This is a genomic window from Burkholderia sp. M6-3, from assembly GCF_050858985.1.
Taxonomy (GTDB): Bacteria; Pseudomonadota; Gammaproteobacteria; order Burkholderiales; family Burkholderiaceae; genus Paraburkholderia; species Paraburkholderia caledonica.
The window spans coordinates 578,518-595,487 of sequence record NZ_CP110091.1; the positions used below are offsets into that span (position 1 = coordinate 578,518).

Annotated in this window: 16 protein-coding genes; 9 read left to right on the forward strand and 7 right to left on the reverse strand. The window is 64.2% G+C overall.

All coding sequences use genetic code 11. The features are described from left to right. Positions 1-52: 52 nt before the first annotated feature. A complete protein-coding gene (locus OH764_RS19915) occupies positions 53-1,339 on the reverse strand; it encodes an MFS transporter (RefSeq protein WP_027777563.1) in 1,287 nt (428 codons plus the stop codon). A gap of 106 nt (positions 1,340-1,445) precedes the next feature. On the opposite strand from OH764_RS19915, the gene OH764_RS19920 reads away from it, so the two are divergent. From OH764_RS19920 to OH764_RS19950, 7 genes are all read left to right on the forward strand, one after another. Next, positions 1,446-2,093: a helix-turn-helix domain-containing protein gene (locus tag OH764_RS19920; protein WP_440783496.1), complete on the forward strand. Its 648-nt coding sequence runs from the start codon at positions 1,446-1,448 to the stop codon at positions 2,091-2,093. Between the two features lie 177 nt (positions 2,094-2,270). Next, complete coding sequence (locus OH764_RS19925) at positions 2,271-3,170, forward strand: DUF3348 domain-containing protein (RefSeq protein ID WP_498850459.1); 900 nt, start codon at positions 2,271-2,273, stop codon at positions 3,168-3,170. 10 nt (positions 3,171-3,180) lie between these two features. Next, a complete protein-coding gene (locus OH764_RS19930) occupies positions 3,181-5,625 on the forward strand; it encodes a DUF802 domain-containing protein (protein WP_498850460.1) in 2,445 nt (814 codons plus the stop codon). Positions 5,626-5,630: 5 nt separating this feature from the next. Continuing rightward, positions 5,631-6,278 (forward strand): OmpA family protein, encoded by a 648-nt coding sequence (locus OH764_RS19935; RefSeq protein WP_027777567.1) that lies wholly within the window; start codon positions 5,631-5,633, stop codon positions 6,276-6,278. Next, positions 6,271-6,996 (forward strand): DUF2894 domain-containing protein, encoded by a 726-nt coding sequence (locus tag OH764_RS19940; protein WP_498850461.1) that lies wholly within the window; start codon positions 6,271-6,273, stop codon positions 6,994-6,996. The genes OH764_RS19935 and OH764_RS19940 overlap by 8 nt, the downstream gene beginning before the upstream one ends. A gap of 57 nt (positions 6,997-7,053) precedes the next feature. Next, positions 7,054-7,728 carry an HAD family hydrolase gene (locus OH764_RS19945; RefSeq protein WP_498850462.1) on the forward strand — a complete coding sequence of 225 codons (675 nt, stop codon included), beginning with the start codon at positions 7,054-7,056 and terminating at the stop codon, positions 7,726-7,728. A gap of 288 nt (positions 7,729-8,016) precedes the next feature. Next, complete coding sequence (locus OH764_RS19950) at positions 8,017-8,988, forward strand: response regulator (RefSeq protein WP_498850463.1); 972 nt, start codon at positions 8,017-8,019, stop codon at positions 8,986-8,988. A gap of 101 nt (positions 8,989-9,089) precedes the next feature. Here OH764_RS19950 and OH764_RS19955 read toward each other — a convergent pair whose 3' ends face one another. The 5 genes from OH764_RS19955 to OH764_RS19975 form a co-directional block, all read right to left on the reverse strand. Further along, a complete protein-coding gene (locus tag OH764_RS19955; RefSeq protein WP_498850464.1) occupies positions 9,090-10,037 on the reverse strand; it encodes an alpha/beta hydrolase in 948 nt (315 codons plus the stop codon). Then, entirely contained in the window at positions 10,030-10,539 is a 510-nt protein-coding gene (locus tag OH764_RS19960) for a thioesterase family protein (protein ID WP_027777573.1), read from the reverse strand. Before OH764_RS19960 ends, OH764_RS19955 begins: the two co-directional genes overlap by 8 nt. 104 nt (positions 10,540-10,643) lie before the next feature. Further along, a complete protein-coding gene (locus OH764_RS19965) occupies positions 10,644-11,609 on the reverse strand; it encodes a carnitine 3-dehydrogenase (RefSeq protein WP_498850465.1) in 966 nt (321 codons plus the stop codon). 72 nt (positions 11,610-11,681) lie between these two features. Next, complete coding sequence (cdhC, locus tag OH764_RS19970; RefSeq protein WP_498850466.1) at positions 11,682-12,611, reverse strand: 3-dehydrocarnitine:acetyl-CoA trimethylamine transferase CdhC; 930 nt, start codon at positions 12,609-12,611, stop codon at positions 11,682-11,684. 46 nt (positions 12,612-12,657) lie between these two features. Then, positions 12,658-13,623 (reverse strand): choline ABC transporter substrate-binding protein, encoded by a 966-nt coding sequence (locus OH764_RS19975; RefSeq protein WP_408485728.1) that lies wholly within the window; start codon positions 13,621-13,623, stop codon positions 12,658-12,660. Between the two features lie 366 nt (positions 13,624-13,989). Between OH764_RS19975 and OH764_RS19980 the strand changes: the two genes are divergently transcribed. Beyond that, on the forward strand, positions 13,990-14,997 hold the full coding sequence (locus OH764_RS19980; protein WP_498850467.1) for a GlxA family transcriptional regulator: 1,008 nt from the start codon (positions 13,990-13,992) through the stop codon (positions 14,995-14,997). 113 nt (positions 14,998-15,110) lie between these two features. Beyond that, positions 15,111-15,434 carry a DUF4148 domain-containing protein gene (locus OH764_RS19985; RefSeq protein ID WP_020068216.1) on the forward strand — a complete coding sequence of 108 codons (324 nt, stop codon included), beginning with the start codon at positions 15,111-15,113 and terminating at the stop codon, positions 15,432-15,434. Positions 15,435-15,503: 69 nt separating this feature from the next. On the opposite strand, the gene OH764_RS19990 is transcribed toward OH764_RS19985, so the two are convergent. Next, the gene (locus tag OH764_RS19990; protein ID WP_498850468.1) at positions 15,504-16,964 is read right to left on the reverse strand and encodes an NAD-dependent succinate-semialdehyde dehydrogenase; all 1,461 of its coding nucleotides are present in this window, start codon (positions 16,962-16,964) and stop codon (positions 15,504-15,506) included. Positions 16,965-16,970 lie beyond the last annotated feature (6 nt).

Here is a 16,970-nt window from a genome sequence, read left to right on the forward strand (position 1 = left end):
GGGCAATCCGCGGTCGGTAGTCATCGCCTCTTCGCTCATTGCGTGTTCATCGTCAGCCGAGCGCTTCGCCCGTACGGTCTCGCAGCCAGATCACGGGTACTAGCGAGATCGCGCAGGCAGCGGCGACATACCAGGCCGGCGCGAGCGGATTGCCGGTGCGTGCGACCAGCCAGCTTGCAATAAACGGCGAGAAGCCGCCGAAGAACGAGGCGCTCACCACATACGTCAATGCAATTCCCGTTGCGCGCACATGTTTCGGGAACAGTTCCGGAATCATCACCAGCACCGGCACGATCTGCCCGGACACGAACACGGCGAGCAGCGCCGAGACCATGCAAAGCGCTGCCATGGACGGATGCGCGCTCAGAAATGCGAACGCCGGATACACGAGCAGGAGCATTGCCACGCGGGAAATCACCAGCACCCGCTTGCGGGTGAAGCGATCGGCCAGCATGCCCGCGAGCGGCGCCGCAACGAAGAGCGCGAGCGAACTGACAATACCCGAGATCACCGCGGACGTGGAAGAAAGGTGCAGCGCGCGCACCGCATGGCTCGGCAGAAAAAAGGCGGTGATATAGACAGAAACCGAACCGCCCAATTCGGCGAAGGTGCCGAGAATCGTGAGCTTCAGGTGCGTGGTCAACGCGGCCTTCAGCGCGCCGCGCGGCGCGGGTTCGCCGGGCTTGCGTTCGGTGAGCGTTTCTTCGAGGCGTCTGCGGATCAGCATGCCGGCCGGTGCCGCGACAATGCCGAGCACGAACGGAAGACGCCAGCCCCATTCGAGCACCGCCTCCTTCGGCAACAACACGTTGACGAGCGTTGCGACGAGCGCGCCGAGCACGAGCCCCGCTGCGGTCGCGGCGAAGTTCCAGCTTGCAAAGAAGGCGCGGGTGTCGTCGGTCGCGTATTCGACGAGCAGCGTCGTGCCAGGCCCGAACTCGCCGCCCGCCGCGAAGCCCTGGATCAGGCGCGCCACGAGCACGATCAACGGCGCGGCGAGTCCCGCAACCGCATAAGTCGGCGCGCACGCGATCATCGCGCAACTGAGCGCCATCAGCATGATGGTCAGGACCATCGCGTTCTTGCGCCCGGCGCGGTCCGCATAGGCGCCGATCACCACGCCGCCCAGCGGCCGGACCACGAAGCCGACGCCGAATACACCGATCGACAGCAGGAACTGGTTGACCGGCGACGCGCCAGGAAAGAACAACTGGCCGATCTGAATAGCAAAAAAGCTGTAGATCGTGAAGTCGTAGAACTCGAGCGCGGTGCCGATGGTCGTGGCAGTGATGACGCGGGTCTTCGTCAAACCGGGCTTACTGAGAGCAAGGGTAGACACGATAGGGTTCCCACAGAAAAGGTGGAATCGACGTGAGTTATCATATACGAGAAAAAATAAATTTCTCACATACGAGAAATTTTCCTTGCAAGCGGAATCCGGTGAGATGGCCAAAGTAGCAGTGAAACAACAGGCGGCGCTCGGACATGAAGCGCCGCCCTTGCTCGATCACAAGCTGGTGGGCGCACATTTGCGGCAGGCGCGCAAAACGCGCGGACTGACGCTGGCCGAACTGTCGGAGCGCTCGGGTATTGCGGTATCGACGATCTCGAAGGCTGAGCGCGGCGACATTGCGCTCACCTACGACAAGTTCGCGGCGCTCGCGCATTCGCTGGAACTCGAATTCGACGCGATCTTCGGGCGGCGTCGCAAGCCGGCCGCCGGTGCGATGAAGCCCTCTTTTACGGCGGCGGGCAAGCAGCAAATCTACGACACGCCGAACTACGAGTACGGGATGCTGGCGAACAGTCTCACCGGCAAACGCATGATGCCGATGCGCGCACACATTCACGCCCGCGCCGTGTCCGACTTCCCCGAGTACATCCGGCACTCGGGCGAAGAATTCGTTTTTCTGCTGAGCGGCAAACTCGAACTGCGTTTCGAGAACGGCAAGTCGTTCAGGCTGATGCCGGGCGACAGTCTTTACTTCGACAGCTCGGTGGGGCACATCTATCTGAGCGTCGGCGACGAAGACGCCGATGCGCTCGTGTGCTGCGTCGATACGGACGAACATCGTCCTCGCGGGGCTATCTGAACCAATGGGTTCGTCCTTGTACGTCGCGTGACCACGGGGCCGCGGGCCAGTCGTGCGGACTCTATCGAACGCAATATGCGGGGCCGCGAGACGTCCCTGTTGCGGACCGATCTTTGGGGGACGGAAGCCGTCGTCCGCGTCAGCGTGTAAACTGCTGACTTTTTTGCATCTGGTGGTATGTTGCAAGCCCTTCAGCGCACAGCTCCCAGCGGCCCGGCGCTCATCCGCCTGCTGGCGCGTTTCGCCGATGCCGATGTCTCCGAACCCCGGCAATCGCTGTCCGACAGGCTGAGCCAGTGGCTCGGCTGGACGGACGCGATTGCGCTGTCTTCGGCGCTTACTGGCGCGCCGCCCTCGGTGCCTGCGGCCGCACGAGCGTTCGGCAGCGCGGAGGAGGCGGAATGCGCGCGCGTGCGTGCGTCGCTAGTCAAGACCATTACGGGCGACAGTGCGTTCGCCGTCGCGAGGCGCCGCGGTGCCGGGTACGTCGAGCCGCAGGCCGTGCCGGTGGACTACGCGTTGTTTCGCCAACGCTACCAGGCCATGCAGCAATCGATGGAAACAGGTGTCGGCAATCTGCGCGGCCGGCTGCGGGCGCTGCTCGCCGCGAAAACTCCCGCAATGGGCCGCCTTGCGCTGCTGGACGCCGTGATGGAACGTGCGCTCGGCGAGCGCGAGCGGAATTTGCTGGCGAGCGTGCCCGTGCTGCTCGCCGGGCACTTCGAGCGGCTTCGCGAGGCCGCGCAGCAGGCGCAAGACCAGGTGCCGGCACCGGACGACGGTACGCAAGCGGATGGTGCAGCGAGCCGGCCCGCGAGCGCGGCAGCAGGCAACGCCGCAGCCGCAGCCGCGGGCAGCAGTGCCGCTGAGGGCAGCGTTGAGGCGAAGGCCCACGTCCAGGCTCAGCTCCAGCCGCAAGCGCCCGCTCTTGACGGTCCGCCGACGTCCGCCCACGCGGTCGCGCCCAATGCGTGGCTCGACGTTTTCCGCAAGGACATGCAGAGCGTGTTGCTTGCTGAACTGGATGTTCGTTTACAACCGGTCGAAGGGCTGCTCGCCGCCCTTCGTACTCGCTAACTGGGACACTATGTCCAGATTTCGTATTGAATTCGTTGTGTTCGCGGCAGGTCTCGCCGCGGTGTGCGGCATCGCTATCGGCTATGTCGGTTCCAACTGGCTGGCGCTGGCGGTCACGTTGCTGATCGGCGCCTGCTATCTGGCGGGCGCGCTCGAATTGCGTCGCTATAGCCAGGCCACTGGGACGCTCGCGCGTGCCGTGGCCGGTTTATCCGAGCCGCCGCCGCAGCTTGGCGCGTGGCTCGAACTGCTGCATCCAGGTCTACGTAACGCGGCGCGGCTGCGTATCGAAGGCGAGCGCGTTGCGTTGCCGGGCCCTGCACTGACGCCTTACCTGGTTGGCTTGCTGGTGCTGCTCGGCATGCTCGGCACTCTGCTGGGCATGGTCGTGACGCTGCGAGGCACGGGCATGGCGCTCGAAAGCGCGACCGACCTTGCAGCGATCCGCGCTTCGCTGGCCGCGCCGGTCAAGGGGCTCGGCTTCGCATTCGGCACGTCGATCGCGGGCGTCGGCAGCTCGGCGATGCTCGGCCTGCTGTCGGCGCTCTGCCGCCGCGAACGGCTCGAAGCGGCGCAACGTCTCGACGTCAAGATTGCGACGAGCTTGCGCATCTACTCGCAGGCTCATCAGCGCGACGAAAGCTTCCGGCTCTTGCAAACGCAGGCTGAATTGATGCCGACGCTCGTCGATCGCCTGCAAACCATGATGGCGGCGATGGAGCAGCACAGCCTCGCTTTCAATGAGCGCCAGCTTGCGAGTCAGGAGGCATTCCACAGCAATGCACAGGTCGCCTATACGCGGCTCGCGGCGTCGGTCGAGCAGTCGCTGAAGAGGAGCATCGCGGACAGCACGCGCGCCGCCGGCGAGGCGCTGGAGCCCGTCATGCAGGCAACGATGGCCGGCCTCGCGCGCGAGAGCGCGGCGTTGCACGCGAGCGTGGGGCAGGCGGTTCAGCAGCAACTGGATGGCCTGTCGAGCGGGTTCGAATCAGCCGCTGCGACGGTCGCCGACATCTGGAGCAAGGCGCTTGCCGGACAGCAGCGCTCGAACGAGGACATGACGCAGCAGTTCCGCGCGTCGCTTGAGCGCTTTACACAGACTTTCGACGAGCGCTCGGCCGGCCTGGTCGACGGCGTGTCCGCGCGGCTGGAAGCCGCGGCGGGCAATGTCTCGCAGGCGTGGAAGGAAGCGCTCTCGCGTCAGGAGCAGGCCGGCGAGACGCTTGCAGTGCGGCACGAGCAGGCGCTCGCTGCGGCGGCGGCGAGCTTCGAAGAACGTTCGGCGTCGTTGGTGCGGACCGTCGGGCAGTCGCATGCGGATTTCCGAACCGAACTGGCCTCTCAAGACGAAGCGCGGCTCGCGGCGTGGACCGCGACGCTGGCCTCGATGGCGGCCAACCTCGGCAAGGAATGGGAGCAGGCAAGCGAGCGCAGCGAAGAGCGGCTCACGGCGTGGACTGCGAAGCTCGATTCGATGGCGGCCACGCTCGGCAAGGAGTGGGAGCAGGCAGGCGAGCGTGATGAAGAGCGGCTCTCGGCGTGGGCCTCGAAGCTCGATTCAATGGCGGCCAGCCTCGGCAAGGAATGGCAGCAGGCAGGCGAGCGTAATGAAGAGCGGCTCACGGCGTGGACCGCGAAGCTCGATTCGATGGCGGCCACGCTCGGCAAGGAGTGGCAACAGGCAGGCGAGCGCAATGAAGAGCGGCTCGCGGCGTGGACCACGAAGCTCGATTCGATGGCCGTCACGCTCGGCAAGGAATGGCAGCAGGCAGGCGAACGCACGGCGAGCCGTCAGCAGGAGATATGCGATACGCTCGCGCGGACCGCGACCGATATCGCTGCGCAGACGCAGGCGCACGCGAGCGAGACCATCGGCGAAATATCGCGGCTGGTGCAGGCAGCGTCGGAGGCACCGAAGGCCGCCGCCGAAGTGGTCGCGGAACTGCGTCAGAAGCTCTCGGACAGCATGGTGCGCGACACCGCCATGTTGCAGGAGCGCAGCCGCTTGATGGAGACGCTCGAAACGCTGCTCGATGCTGTCAACCATGCATCGACGGAGCAGCGCACGGCGGTGGATGCGCTCGTCGCGACGTCGGCGGATCTTCTCGAGCGTGTCGGGACCAGGTTCACCGACAAGGTCGAAACTGAGGCGGACAGAATCGGCGCGATTGCCGCGCAGATCACCGGCGGCGCCGTCGAAGTGGCGAGCCTCGGTGAAGCGTTCGGCTCGGCCGTTCAGCGTTTCGGCGAGTCGAACGACAAGCTCGTCGCGCATCTGGAGAGAATCGAGGCTGCGCTCGACAAGTCGCTCGCCCGCAGTGACGAGCAGCTTGCGTATTACGTCGCGCAAGCACGAGAGGTGGTCGATCTGAGCGTGATGTCGCAAAAGCAGATCGTCGAAGATCTGCAGCTGCTCGCTGCCCAGCGCGCCGCGGATGGAGCCGAGGCAGCATGAGCGGGATGAGCGAGGACATCGACGGCGGCGTGGAGCAGGGCGCGCCGATCTGGGCGGCGTTCGGCGACCTGATGTCCGTGCTGCTCGGCGCGTTCATGCTGATTCTGGTGGCTGTCATCGGCGTGCAGCTCGAACTGTCGAACAAGCTCGACCAGGAGGTCAAGCAGCGTCAGCTTGAAACGCAGCGCCGCAAGACGCTCGAGCAGGCGCTGGCGGGGCCGCTCGCGGCGGGCCGCGTGACGCTGGTGAACGGACGTATTGGCATCAGCGGCAACGTGCTGTTTGCGCTGAACTCCGACCAGTTGCAGCCGCAAGGGCGCGATCTGTTGAAGAGCCTCGCCGGGCCGTTGTCTGCATATCTGCGCGCGAACGACCAGATCCTGATGGTGAGCGGCTTTACCGACGACCAGCGGCTGCGCGAAGGCAACCGCCGTTTCGCGGACAACTGGGAATTGTCGGCGCAGCGCGCGCTGACAGTGACCCGCGCGCTGATCGATGCGGGCGTGCCGGCGTCGTCGGTATTCGCTGCGGCGTTCGGCTCCGGACAACCCGTGAGCTCGAATGCCGACGAACCGGGGCGGGCGCGCAACCGTCGCGTGGAAATAGCGCCGGTTCCGAGGCCGTCGGCTGCGGCAGGCAAGCCTCATGAGTAACAGCGAAAACGTCGACGCAAGGCCGACGCCGGGTGTGCCGCATGCTGAATGCACGGGTGAAACGGTGCAGACGGCGGAGGCAAACCACCCACCTAGGAGCGCGCCGACGAATTCCGCCGTGCAAGCCCCGCGCGCCACCCTCGACGCGTGGCGCGAGCGCGGCGCCGACCGCCTCGATCCGCTGCGTTTCGCTTTCATCGACGCGTTCGAGCGCCGTGCCGCCGCGCACACCGGCGCTGCGCGCCACGTGCTCGACGAGAAGCTTGCCTCGCTACTGGAAGCCTATGCGCGCAAAGTCGACCTGGCGGCCACCGCCGGTCATGCGTCGTCTCCGGATGGACCTGGACGCGGCACCCTTGCCGAACTCGTCGGCTACATGCAAGACGAGCCGCGGCACCTTGCAGGCGACCGGGCTCCATACCCGGAGCTTCCCGCTCTCGACTATTTCAGGGAAACGTGGGCCAAGGTCCGCACTGAAAAGCAGTTGCGGCAGTCGCTGCAGCCAGCGCCCGGCAATGCCGGTCCGCTCAATTCGAGCAGCCTCGTGCACCGTTCGCTGTCGCTCATGCGCGAGTTGTCGCCGGGCTATCTAAAACAGTTTTTGTCGTACGTCGACGCGCTGTCCTGGATGGAGCAATTGAGCGGCGGCGTCCCGGCCAGCAAGGATGCGCCGCGCGCCGGGGCGGCGGCTAAGGGCACTCGCAGCAAGGCCCGCTGATGCCGGACGGCGTGTGCCGTGGCATATTGGTGGGGTAGCCATCGAAAGGAGCCCACCATGCGAATCCAGACGTCATTTTTATTCGATCTCGACGGCACGCTCGTCGACAGTGTTTATCAGCACGTGCTGGCGTGGAAAGAAGCGCTCGACAGCGAAGGCATTCCCCTGTCCGTCTGGCGGATTCATCGAAAGATCGGCATGAGCGGCGGCCTCTTCACCAATCAGCTTCTGCGTGAGACCCACGGAGAGATCAGCGCCGAGCGCAGCGAGCGTCTGCGTCGTGCGCATGCGACTGCCTATCAAAACTTGCGCGCGCAGGTATGTCCGCTGCCGGGCGCGCGCGAACTGCTCGATGCCTTGACGCAAGCGGGCACGCCCTGGGCGGTGGCGACCAGCGGGCGCATGGAAACCGCTGCGGTGAATCTCGAAGCGCTCGGCGTCGATCCGGCAAAAGCGGTCGTCGTGACGCGCGACGACGTTAAATATGCGAAGCCCGACCCCGACCTTTTCCTCGCGGCGGCCGAACGCCTTGGCGTTGAGATCGAACACTCGGTCGTAGTAGGCGACAGCATCTGGGACATGCTCGCGGCGCGGCGTTGTCGCGCGCTCGGTGTCGGATTGCTGTCGGGCGGCTACGGCACCGAAGAGTTGGAGCGCGCGGGCGCCCTGCGCGTCTACGACGACCCCGCAGCTTTGCTCGACCATCTCGATGAAGTCGCCTCGCGGCCCTAATCGCGAGCATTCCGCGGCCGCAATCAACGCGGCCGCGGCGGCTCGTTCCACCCATGCTCATCCGGTTGATTCAACGCGCATAGGCTGCCGGCACCGCGCGTAACTTTGTACTGTTCGCGCCAAGAGCCCTGTACTATATGTTGAAACGGGGCCGGCCCTGCAACCTGCGATAGTTGACCGGCGTGTACGCACATGGCGGCGCGCCGGTATGTTCCATGAGCTCATGCGGTGGCCGGCGAGCCTGTCACGGTAACGCTCTGCGGCGGCCCGACGAACCACGCTAAAAACATGAACAAGTTTATTCGACCACCCGTCTCTTATCCGACAACGGTTGTTTTCGTCGACGATAACGACAACTACCTCGACGCCCTGCGCCGCTTCTTTCCGGACGTTTTCACCAATCTGTTCTTCTCGCGTCCTCAGGCGGGGCTTGCGTTCATACGCCAGCATGCGCGTGAGAACTCGCTGGAATTCGCGCCGGCTTCGGCCTGTTTGAGCGAGACCGGTTTTGATCGCTTTGTCGAGTCATCGCCGCAGCGCGATGTGCTCGCGCGCGCAACGCGTTTCTCCGAAGTGGCAGCCGTCGTAGTGGACTACGACATGCCGGGCGTAAGCGGTGTCGAGTTTCTGTCCTCCATATCCAACCTGCATTGCGCGAAGATTCTGCTCACAGGCGTCGCAGACGAAACTGTCGCTGTCAAAGCGTTCAATGCCGGCATTGTCGATTTATATCTGCGCAAGACGGACGCCGATTCGGCGAACCGGCTCGTCCACTTTCTCAAAGACGCCAAGAGCCGTCACTGCTCCGAAATGGGCTGGCTCGCGCTGGGCGAGAACGGCATGACGTATTGCGACCCGCGCACGCGCAAGGTGCTGGACGAAGTGGTGAAAGACAAAGGCATCGTCGAGTATTACTGGCGGCCCGAGCAGAATGCGATTCTCATGTTCGATCGCGAGGGAAGGGGCAGTGTCTTCGTCGCGTGGGCCGAGCACGACTGGATATCTCAGGGCGAGATCGTCGCAGACGAAAGCGGCCCCGCCGAGTTGCTGAAACAGATGGCGGTGCGCGAAGTCATGCCGCTTTTCTGGCCGCATCTCGCCTACCGGTCGGGCGTCGAATTCAGGATGCTCAAGCCGCAACCCATTCCTGGCTGGGGCGACGCTTTCTACTGCTGGAGCCCGATCGAGACGCCGGAAGTGGTCCAGGCCGGCGTCAGGCCGCTCACGTTCGCGCAGTGGCGGAGTGACCGGGCACGCTAACGTCCGCCGGCACGTCGCGCAACATGTACGCCATCCCCACTGCCTTCGTGTCGGCCATGTTCGCCGTGTTCGGTCTCTACGTGGTCATCACGCAATTGCCGTTACACCGCGTGGGCTTTTGCGGACAGAAAGCCGCAGACTTCGCCATGCATCGCCTGCACGCCAGGGCTCGATTCGATAGCGCGCCAGCATCCATGTACGAGTCCTGTGCCGATCCACAGGTGCGCTTCTCCGCCTGCAGCCTGAATGCGTTCGGCGAACACGCGGGCGTCGTCTCTGAGCGGATCGTGTTCGGCGCCTATCGCAAGCGTAGGCGGAAGGCCGTCATAACGCGTGGCGTCGAGCGGGATAGTCCACTTGAGGTATTGCGCCGTTTCGCCCCAATACGTGTCGCGAAACGCATGGACGTCGGTGAGCGTGAGCATGGGCGCTTGCGCTTCGGTATCGCGTGAGGGCGGCTGCGGGTCGGTGCCGAGCATCGGATAAATCAGCGCAAGACCGCTTATTCCTTCGATGCCCTCGTCGCGCAATCGCATCGCCACACTGGCAGCGAGCGTGGCGCCCGCGCTATCTCCCGCGAGTTGCAGCGTGGCGCCGTCAGGCGAATCGAAGGGCAGCCGCCGTTCCAGCGCGGCGAGCGTGACCTCCATGCAGTCGTCATGCGCGGCCGGTGCGCGGTGTTCGGGCGCGAGCCGGTAATCGACGGCGATTACATCGAGGCCGGTATCCGCGGCAAGGCGCGCCGTGATGACCTGATGACTGTCGAGCGATCCAAGCACAAAGCCGCCACCGTGGAAATACAGCACAGTACCACGCGGCGTCGCGGCCGCTTTTGCACCGTTGCGATACAGCCTTAGCGCAATCGGATGGCCTGCCGCGGTCAGGAATTGCGCGTCTTGGGTGACGACTTCTGCCGGCAAAGGCGGAGTGAGCGCAGCCGCGTAGCGGTCGTAGATTTCGCGCTGCTCGCGCGGCGTCAACGAGGTGCTGTGCCCCGGATAGACCGCGGCGGCTCGCGCGATAAATTCAGCCATCTGCGGCTCAAGCATGTTGGCTCCGGCTACGTTGTGCGGCGGCGGGCAGGCCGATCATGCGGCCCGCGTAGGTCGCGGGCGGCAATGCAGCATGAGCGTCGGCCAGTTCCCGCACGCGAGCGGCTACGTCGGCATCGAACGCGACCGAGCGCGGCCCGCTCGTGTCCACGTGCAACAGCATCTGCTCGCCCGCCGCGACCGGCGTGTCGCTGCCGTCGGCGAACATCTCCAGGTAGAGTTGCAGCCGCTTCGCATCGCACCCGAGCACGCGCATATCGACCCGCACGCGCGTGCCTTCCTTGATTTCGTGCAGATAGTTGATGTGCGCTTCGAGTGTGTAGATCGAGCGCCCACGCTCCTTACGCACAGCGTCTGGCAAACCGATCTGGTCGATCAGCTGGTCGGTCGCAAAGCTGAAGATCAGCATGTAGAACGCGTCGCGTAAATGGCCGTTGTAATCGACCCATTCCGCGCGCACCGTGTCGCGATAGCAGGGCAGGGCAGCGGTTTGCAGCATGTTGCGGAGTCTCCTTGTCTGGTGCCTCGCCTGCTTCGCGCTTTGCGGCGTACATGGCGGAAGCGGCGCGACACGGTGTGGTGCCGCGCATTGCGAGGCTCGCGTCAATCCGCCGGCGTCAGTCCGTGCCGCGCCTTGGCTTCGCCGATTGCGGCCAGCACACTCGTGATGCAGTCGTCGCGATAACGCTCCAACTGCTTGATCGAGCGCGGGCCGACCTGCTCAGCGGTGCCGTCCACGACGCGGTCGATCAGTTCGTCGGTCAGCTTCGGCGCTATCAGTTTAGTCCACGGCAGCTCCAGCGCGGGACCGAACTGCTGCATGAAGTGGCGCATGCCTGCATCGCCGCCTGCAAGGGTGTAAGTAAGGAACGTGCCCATGAACGACCAGCGGATGCCTGCGCCGAAGCGGATGGCGTCGTCGATTTCGCCGGTGGTCGCCACGCCTTCACTGACCAGATGCAGGGCCTCGCGCCACAGCGCTTCGAGCAGCCGGTCGGCGATAAAGCCGGGCACTTCCTTGCGAACTCGCAGCGGGCGCATTGAAAGCGAGCGGTACATGTGCAGCGCGGCGTCGATGGTTTCGGGCGCCGTCCGCTCCCCGCCGAGCACCTCGACGAGCGGCAGCAGATACACCGGATTGAACGGATGTCCGACGATGCAGCGTTGCGGATTCACAGCCCGCGCGTAGAAGTCGCTCGGCAATAGCCCCGAAGTGGACGAAGCGATGATCGCGTCCGGCTTCGCGGCACGGCTGATCTGCTCGTGCAGCGCGAGCTTCAGTTCCTCCCGCTCGGGCGCGCTTTCCTGAATGAAGTCCGCGTTCGCGACACACGCTTCGATCGTATCGACGAAGCGCAGTCTCGACTGCGACGCGCCCTCGGCGAGGCCGACGCGTTCTAGCGCGGGCCACGCATTGGCGACGTTCTCGCGCAGCTGCTTTTCCGCGCCCGGTGCGGGGTCCCACGCAATCACATCGAGCCCGTGCGCGAGCGCGCGCGCCACCCAGCCGCTGCCGATCACGCCCGCGCCGATCGCGGCAAATGTTTTGATATCGACGATCACTGCCATTGCTGACGTTTCCTTGTTTGCCTATGAGTTCTTCGATGCCCTAGCCGTTCGTGAGCATGCAACGCCGCACGCTTAAACGTATTCCCCGGCCACGCGCCGTTCGAGTTGCCGTTCTCCGCGCGCGGGCAGGCCGAGCTTGCGCCGTCCTCCGGCCGGTGTGAGCGCACGTCCGCCCAGGCGTTCGATGATTTCCACCGCGCGCTGCACGAGCGTGCCGTTCGTTGCGGGCACACCCTTATCGAGCCAGATGTTGTCTTCGAGACCGACTCGCACATGGCCGCCGAGCAACATCGCCTGCGCGACCATCGGCATCTGCATGCGGCCGATGCCGAAACCTGCCCATTGCGCGCCGGGCGGCAGGTTGTCGGCCATGGCTTTCATCGTCGTGGTGTCCGCGGGCGCGCCCCACGGAATGCCGAGGCAAAGTTGAAACAGCGGCGGCGCGTCGAGCAAGCCTTCCTTCAGCAATTGTTTTGCGAACCACAAATGACCGGTATCGAAAATTTCCAGTTCCGGCTTCACGCCGAGTTCCTGAATGCGCGCTGCTCCGGCACGCAGTTGCGCGGGCGTCGAAACGTAGATGTAGTCGCCGTCGCCGAAATTGAGCGTGCCGCAATCAAGTGTGCAGATTTCCGGCAGCAACTCTTCCACGTGCGCGAGGCGTGTCAGTCCGCCGACCAGATCCGTGTTCGCGCCAAAGCGCATCGGGTCTTCGCCGGGACCGATTTCGAGATCGCCGCCCATGCCCGCCGTCAGATTGATGATGACGTCCGTACCCGACGAACGAATCCGGTCGACTACCTCGCGATACAACTGCGGATCGCGGCTGCCGCGTCCGGTTTTTGGATCGCGAACATGGCAATGGGCGACGGTGGCGCCCGCTTTCGCCGCTTCGATCGCGGCCTCGGCGATCTGCCTGGGCGTGACAGGAATGGCGGGATGCTTACCGACTGTGTCGCCCGCGCCGGTGACCGCGCAGGTCACGATGACTTCATGGTTCATGCGTACTGGTTCCTGTAGATGAAAGTGTCACGACTCGCGCGCCGACTCATAGCCCGAGGTAGGCCTTGACCGCGGGCAAACCGTCCTTGCCGTCATAGGTCTTCACGCCGGCAAGCCATGCGTCGAGTACTTGCGGGTTTTTCTTCAGATAAGCCTTCGCGGCATCCGAGGGCTTTTGCTTGTTCATCACCGATTGCATGACCAGGTTCTCCAGTTGCGTGGAGAAGCGCAGGTTGCTCACGAGCTTGCCCGCGTTCGGGCAACGCGTCAGATAATCGGGCGACGTCAGCGTATAAACGCGCGCTTCGCCATCGTTCGGGCCGAATACGCCCTCGCTACCGGACAGGTATTTCATGTCGATCTGAATGTTCATCGGATGCGGCTCCCAGCCGAGAAACACCACCCATTTCTTGTCGCGAATCGCGCGGTCCACGGAAACGAGCATGCCCGCTTCGCTCGATTCGATCAGCTTGAATCCGCCGAGACCGAACTGGTTGGTGGCGATCATTTTCTGGATGGCTGCATTCGCGCTGCTGCCGGGTTCGATGCCGTAGATCTTGCCGTCGAGCTGATCGCGATGTTTGGCGATGTCCGCGAATGTTTTGAGGCCCGCGTCATACGCATAGGCGGGCACCGCGAAGGTCGCCTTTGCGCCCGTCAGATTGGGAGGCTGCAACACCTGGATCGACTTCGATTCGACGAACGGCGCGATGGCTTTTTCCTGCACCGGCCACCAGTAGCCGAGCGACACATCGAGCTGCTTGCTCTTCAGGCCCGCGAACGAAATCGGCACGGAGGCGACGGTGGTAACCGGCTGATAACCGAGCCCCTCGAAGACGGTGGACGCGAGTGCAGTTGTCGACGTGATGTCAGTCCAGCCGATGTCCGCGAAATGCACGGCGCGGCAGGTGGCCGGGTCCTGCGCAAACGCAGGCAGCGCGGTAACGGCGGCGGCAAATGCGGCCGCGAGGTACGCAAGCCGGGCCAGCCGCGTTTTGATGCGTAATTCCATGACGTTCCCCTATTGACGCTTGTGCGCATTTAACCGCGCGTTGTCGAATGGACCGCTTACCGGTGAGGCCGCAAGGCAGTGCTGCGAAACGACGGAACCGCCTGCCTCGATGCCCTAACGTTAATGCCCCATATTGCCGCCAAAGCGACCGTCAGCGACCCGTTCTTGCTTCCACGCGACAACAAGGGAAAATCAGCATGCGCCGACGTTGCCGTGCGGTTGCAATGCAGCAATCGGCTGGGAGATTTTTGGCGCGCCTTGCCCGCCCGCGACGCGCTTGCTACGCTCGCCCGGAACCGCGGGGCGGCTTGCGCTTGCCGCTTTCGTCTCGCATCGTCGTCTTCGCATCTGACCGGGTCCCGCGCAATGCCTGAAGAGATATCGTTCCTGCTGCTGCCTGGTTTTTCGGCAATCGGCTTCATGTCGGCGGTCGAGCCGTTGCGCGTTGCGAATCGCTTTCGCGGCGAGCTGTACCGCTGGCGCATCGTGAGCCTCGACGGCACACCGGTCGCGGCCAGCAACGGCATTTCGATCAACGCCGACGCGGCAATCGCCGAAGTGAACGATGCGCGGCTGCTGTTCGTCGTGGCGGGCTTCGAGCCTCTCGCCTGCTACACCCGCGATCTGGCCGAGTGGCTCAGGCGCCTGGACCGGGCCGGCGCGACGCTGGGCGGGATAGACACGGGCAGCTTCGTTCTCGCGGAAGCGGGGCTGCTCGGCGGCGAGGACAACGTGACTGTGCATTGGGAGGCGTTGTCGGCGTTTCGCGAGCGCTATCCGTCGCTGAATGCCAGCCAGGAACTCTTCGAAATCGGCGCGCGGCGCATCACATGCGCTGGCGGCACCGCGTCGATCGACATGACGCTCGACCTGATCGGCCGCAAGCACGGCGCGGCGCTGGCTTCCGCCGTGTCCGAGCAGTTCGTGGTGAGCCGCATCCGTCAGCGCTCCGACCATCAACGCATGGAGATCGCCGCGCGCTACGGCGTGCACAACCGCAAGCTGATTCAGGTGATCGGCGTGATGGAGCAGCACATGGAAGAGCCGTTGACGCCCGACCGGCTCGCCCAGGAGATCGGCGTGACGCGCCGGCAGCTCGAACGGCTGTTCTCTGCGTCGCTAAAGGACACGCCGACGCACTTCTATCTGCAGTTACGCCTTGCTCGCGCGCGCGAGTTGCTGCAGCAGACCGACATGTCCATTACGTCGATTTGCGTCGCGTGCGGGTTTGAGTCACCGTCCCACTTCTCGCGGACGTATCGCGCGCGATTCGGCGCAAGCCCACGCAGCGACCGTCAGGTAACCGGCGGTCTCGTGTCCAAGAACGCGCTAATCAGCGCGCACGCCGCTGAATTATCACAAATACGGCAATAGTGAATTCTTTGATCTGGGGTTTACCCTAGGTGTCTCGCCTCCTAAACTGTGTCCATCTGCTGAAGACAAACCGCCTTCAGCCCAGCACAAAACAATCTCTGGAGGTAGTAATCATGAAATCCCTGATCGAAGCTGCTGTTATCGCCGCTCTTATCTCTGCACCGCTCGCCGCTTTCGCGCAATCGAACCAGCCGGTTACCCGTGCTCAGGTCCGCGCCGAACTGATCCAGCTGGAGAAGGCGGGATATAACCCGGCAACGTCGAACGACTACGATTACCCGGCAAATATTCAGGCTGCTGAAGCACGCGTCGCCGCACAGAACCGTGCAGCTCAAACGAGCGGCTACGGCTCGGCAACGAACGGCTCGTCGCAAGCAGGCAACCGCGCTGAAGTGACGTCGAGCTCGTATTCGGCTCCGGTCTACGTCGGGCAGTAACGGAACAGCGGCGCGGCGCCTTTCGCCGCGCGAAAAAAAACGGCACGCTTTTGCGTGCCGTTTTTGCGTTCAGATGCCACCCACGCACATGTACTTGATGACCACGTAGTCGTCGATGCCATAGTGCGAGCCTTCGCGCCCCAAGCCCGACTGCTTGACGCCGCCGAACGGAGCGACTTCGTTCGAGATGAGTCCTGTGTTGATGCCGACCATGCCGTACTCCAACGCTTCGGCGACGCGCCAGACGCGTCCGATGTCGCGACTGTAGAAATACGACGCGAGGCCAAACTCGGTGTCGTTCGCAAGCGCGATGACTTCCTCGTCCGATGAAAACCGGAACAGCGGCGCGAGCGGACCGAAGGTTTCGTCGCGCGCGACTTTCATGTCGGGCGTGACATCCGCGAGTATGGTCGGCTCGAAGAAGCCGTGACCCAGCGCATGACGCTTGCCGCCCGTCACGACGCGCGCGCCTTTGGCGAGCGCGTCTTCGATATGCGACTCCACCTTGAGCACCGCCGCCTCGTTGATCAGCGGACCCTGCGTGACGCCTGCCTCGGTGCCGCGGCCTACTGTCAGTTGCTCGACGGCGGCGCGCAGCTTCGCGGCGAACGCGTCGTACACCTTGTCGTGCACGTAGAAGCGGTTAGTGCAAACACAGGTCTGGCCGCTATTCCGATATTTCGATGCAATCGCGCCGGCCACGGCGGCGTCGAGATCGGCGTCGTCAAAAACGATGAACGGCGCGTTGCCGCCCAGTTCGAGCGACACCTTTTTCACCGTCGGCGCGCACTGCGCCATCAGCAGACGGCCAACGGGCGTCGAGCCGGTAAACGACAGCTTGCGCACGATCGGATTGCCGGTCATTTCCGCGCCGATCGCTTTCGGCTCGCCCGTCACCACGTTGAACACGCCGCGCGGAACGCCCGCGCGTTCGGCCAGCACGGCGAGCGCGAGCGCGGAAAGCGGCGTCGCTTCAGCCGGCTTGACGATGATTGGGCAGCCCGCTGCGAGCGCCGGACCGACCTTGCGCGTGATCATGGCGGCCGGGAAATTCCACGGCGTGATCGCCGCGCAAACGCCGACGGGCTCTTTCGTCACGACAATGCGCTTGTCGTTTGCGGGAGTCGGAATGGTGTCGCCGTTCACGCGCTTGCCTTCTTCCGCGAACCATTCGAGGAACGAGGCCGCGTACTGGATTTCGCCCTTTGCCTCGGCAAGCGGCTTGCCTTGCTCGGTGGTGAGAATGAGCGCGAGATCGTCGGCGTTCTCCAGCATCAGGTCATGCCATTTGCGCAGGATCACCGCGCGTTGCTTGGCGGTGCTCGCCCGCCATGCGGGCCATGCGGCGTTGGCGGCGTCGATGGCGCGGCGCGTTTCCGCGGTGCCCATGCGCGGCACTGTCGCGACGACTTCTCCGGTTGCGGGATTCACAACTTCGAAGGTCGAGCCGTCGCCGGCGCCTTGCCATTCGCCCGCGAGATAGGCGTGGGTCTTCAGCAGAGCCGGGTCTTTGAGAGTGAGCGTGGTCATTGGGCG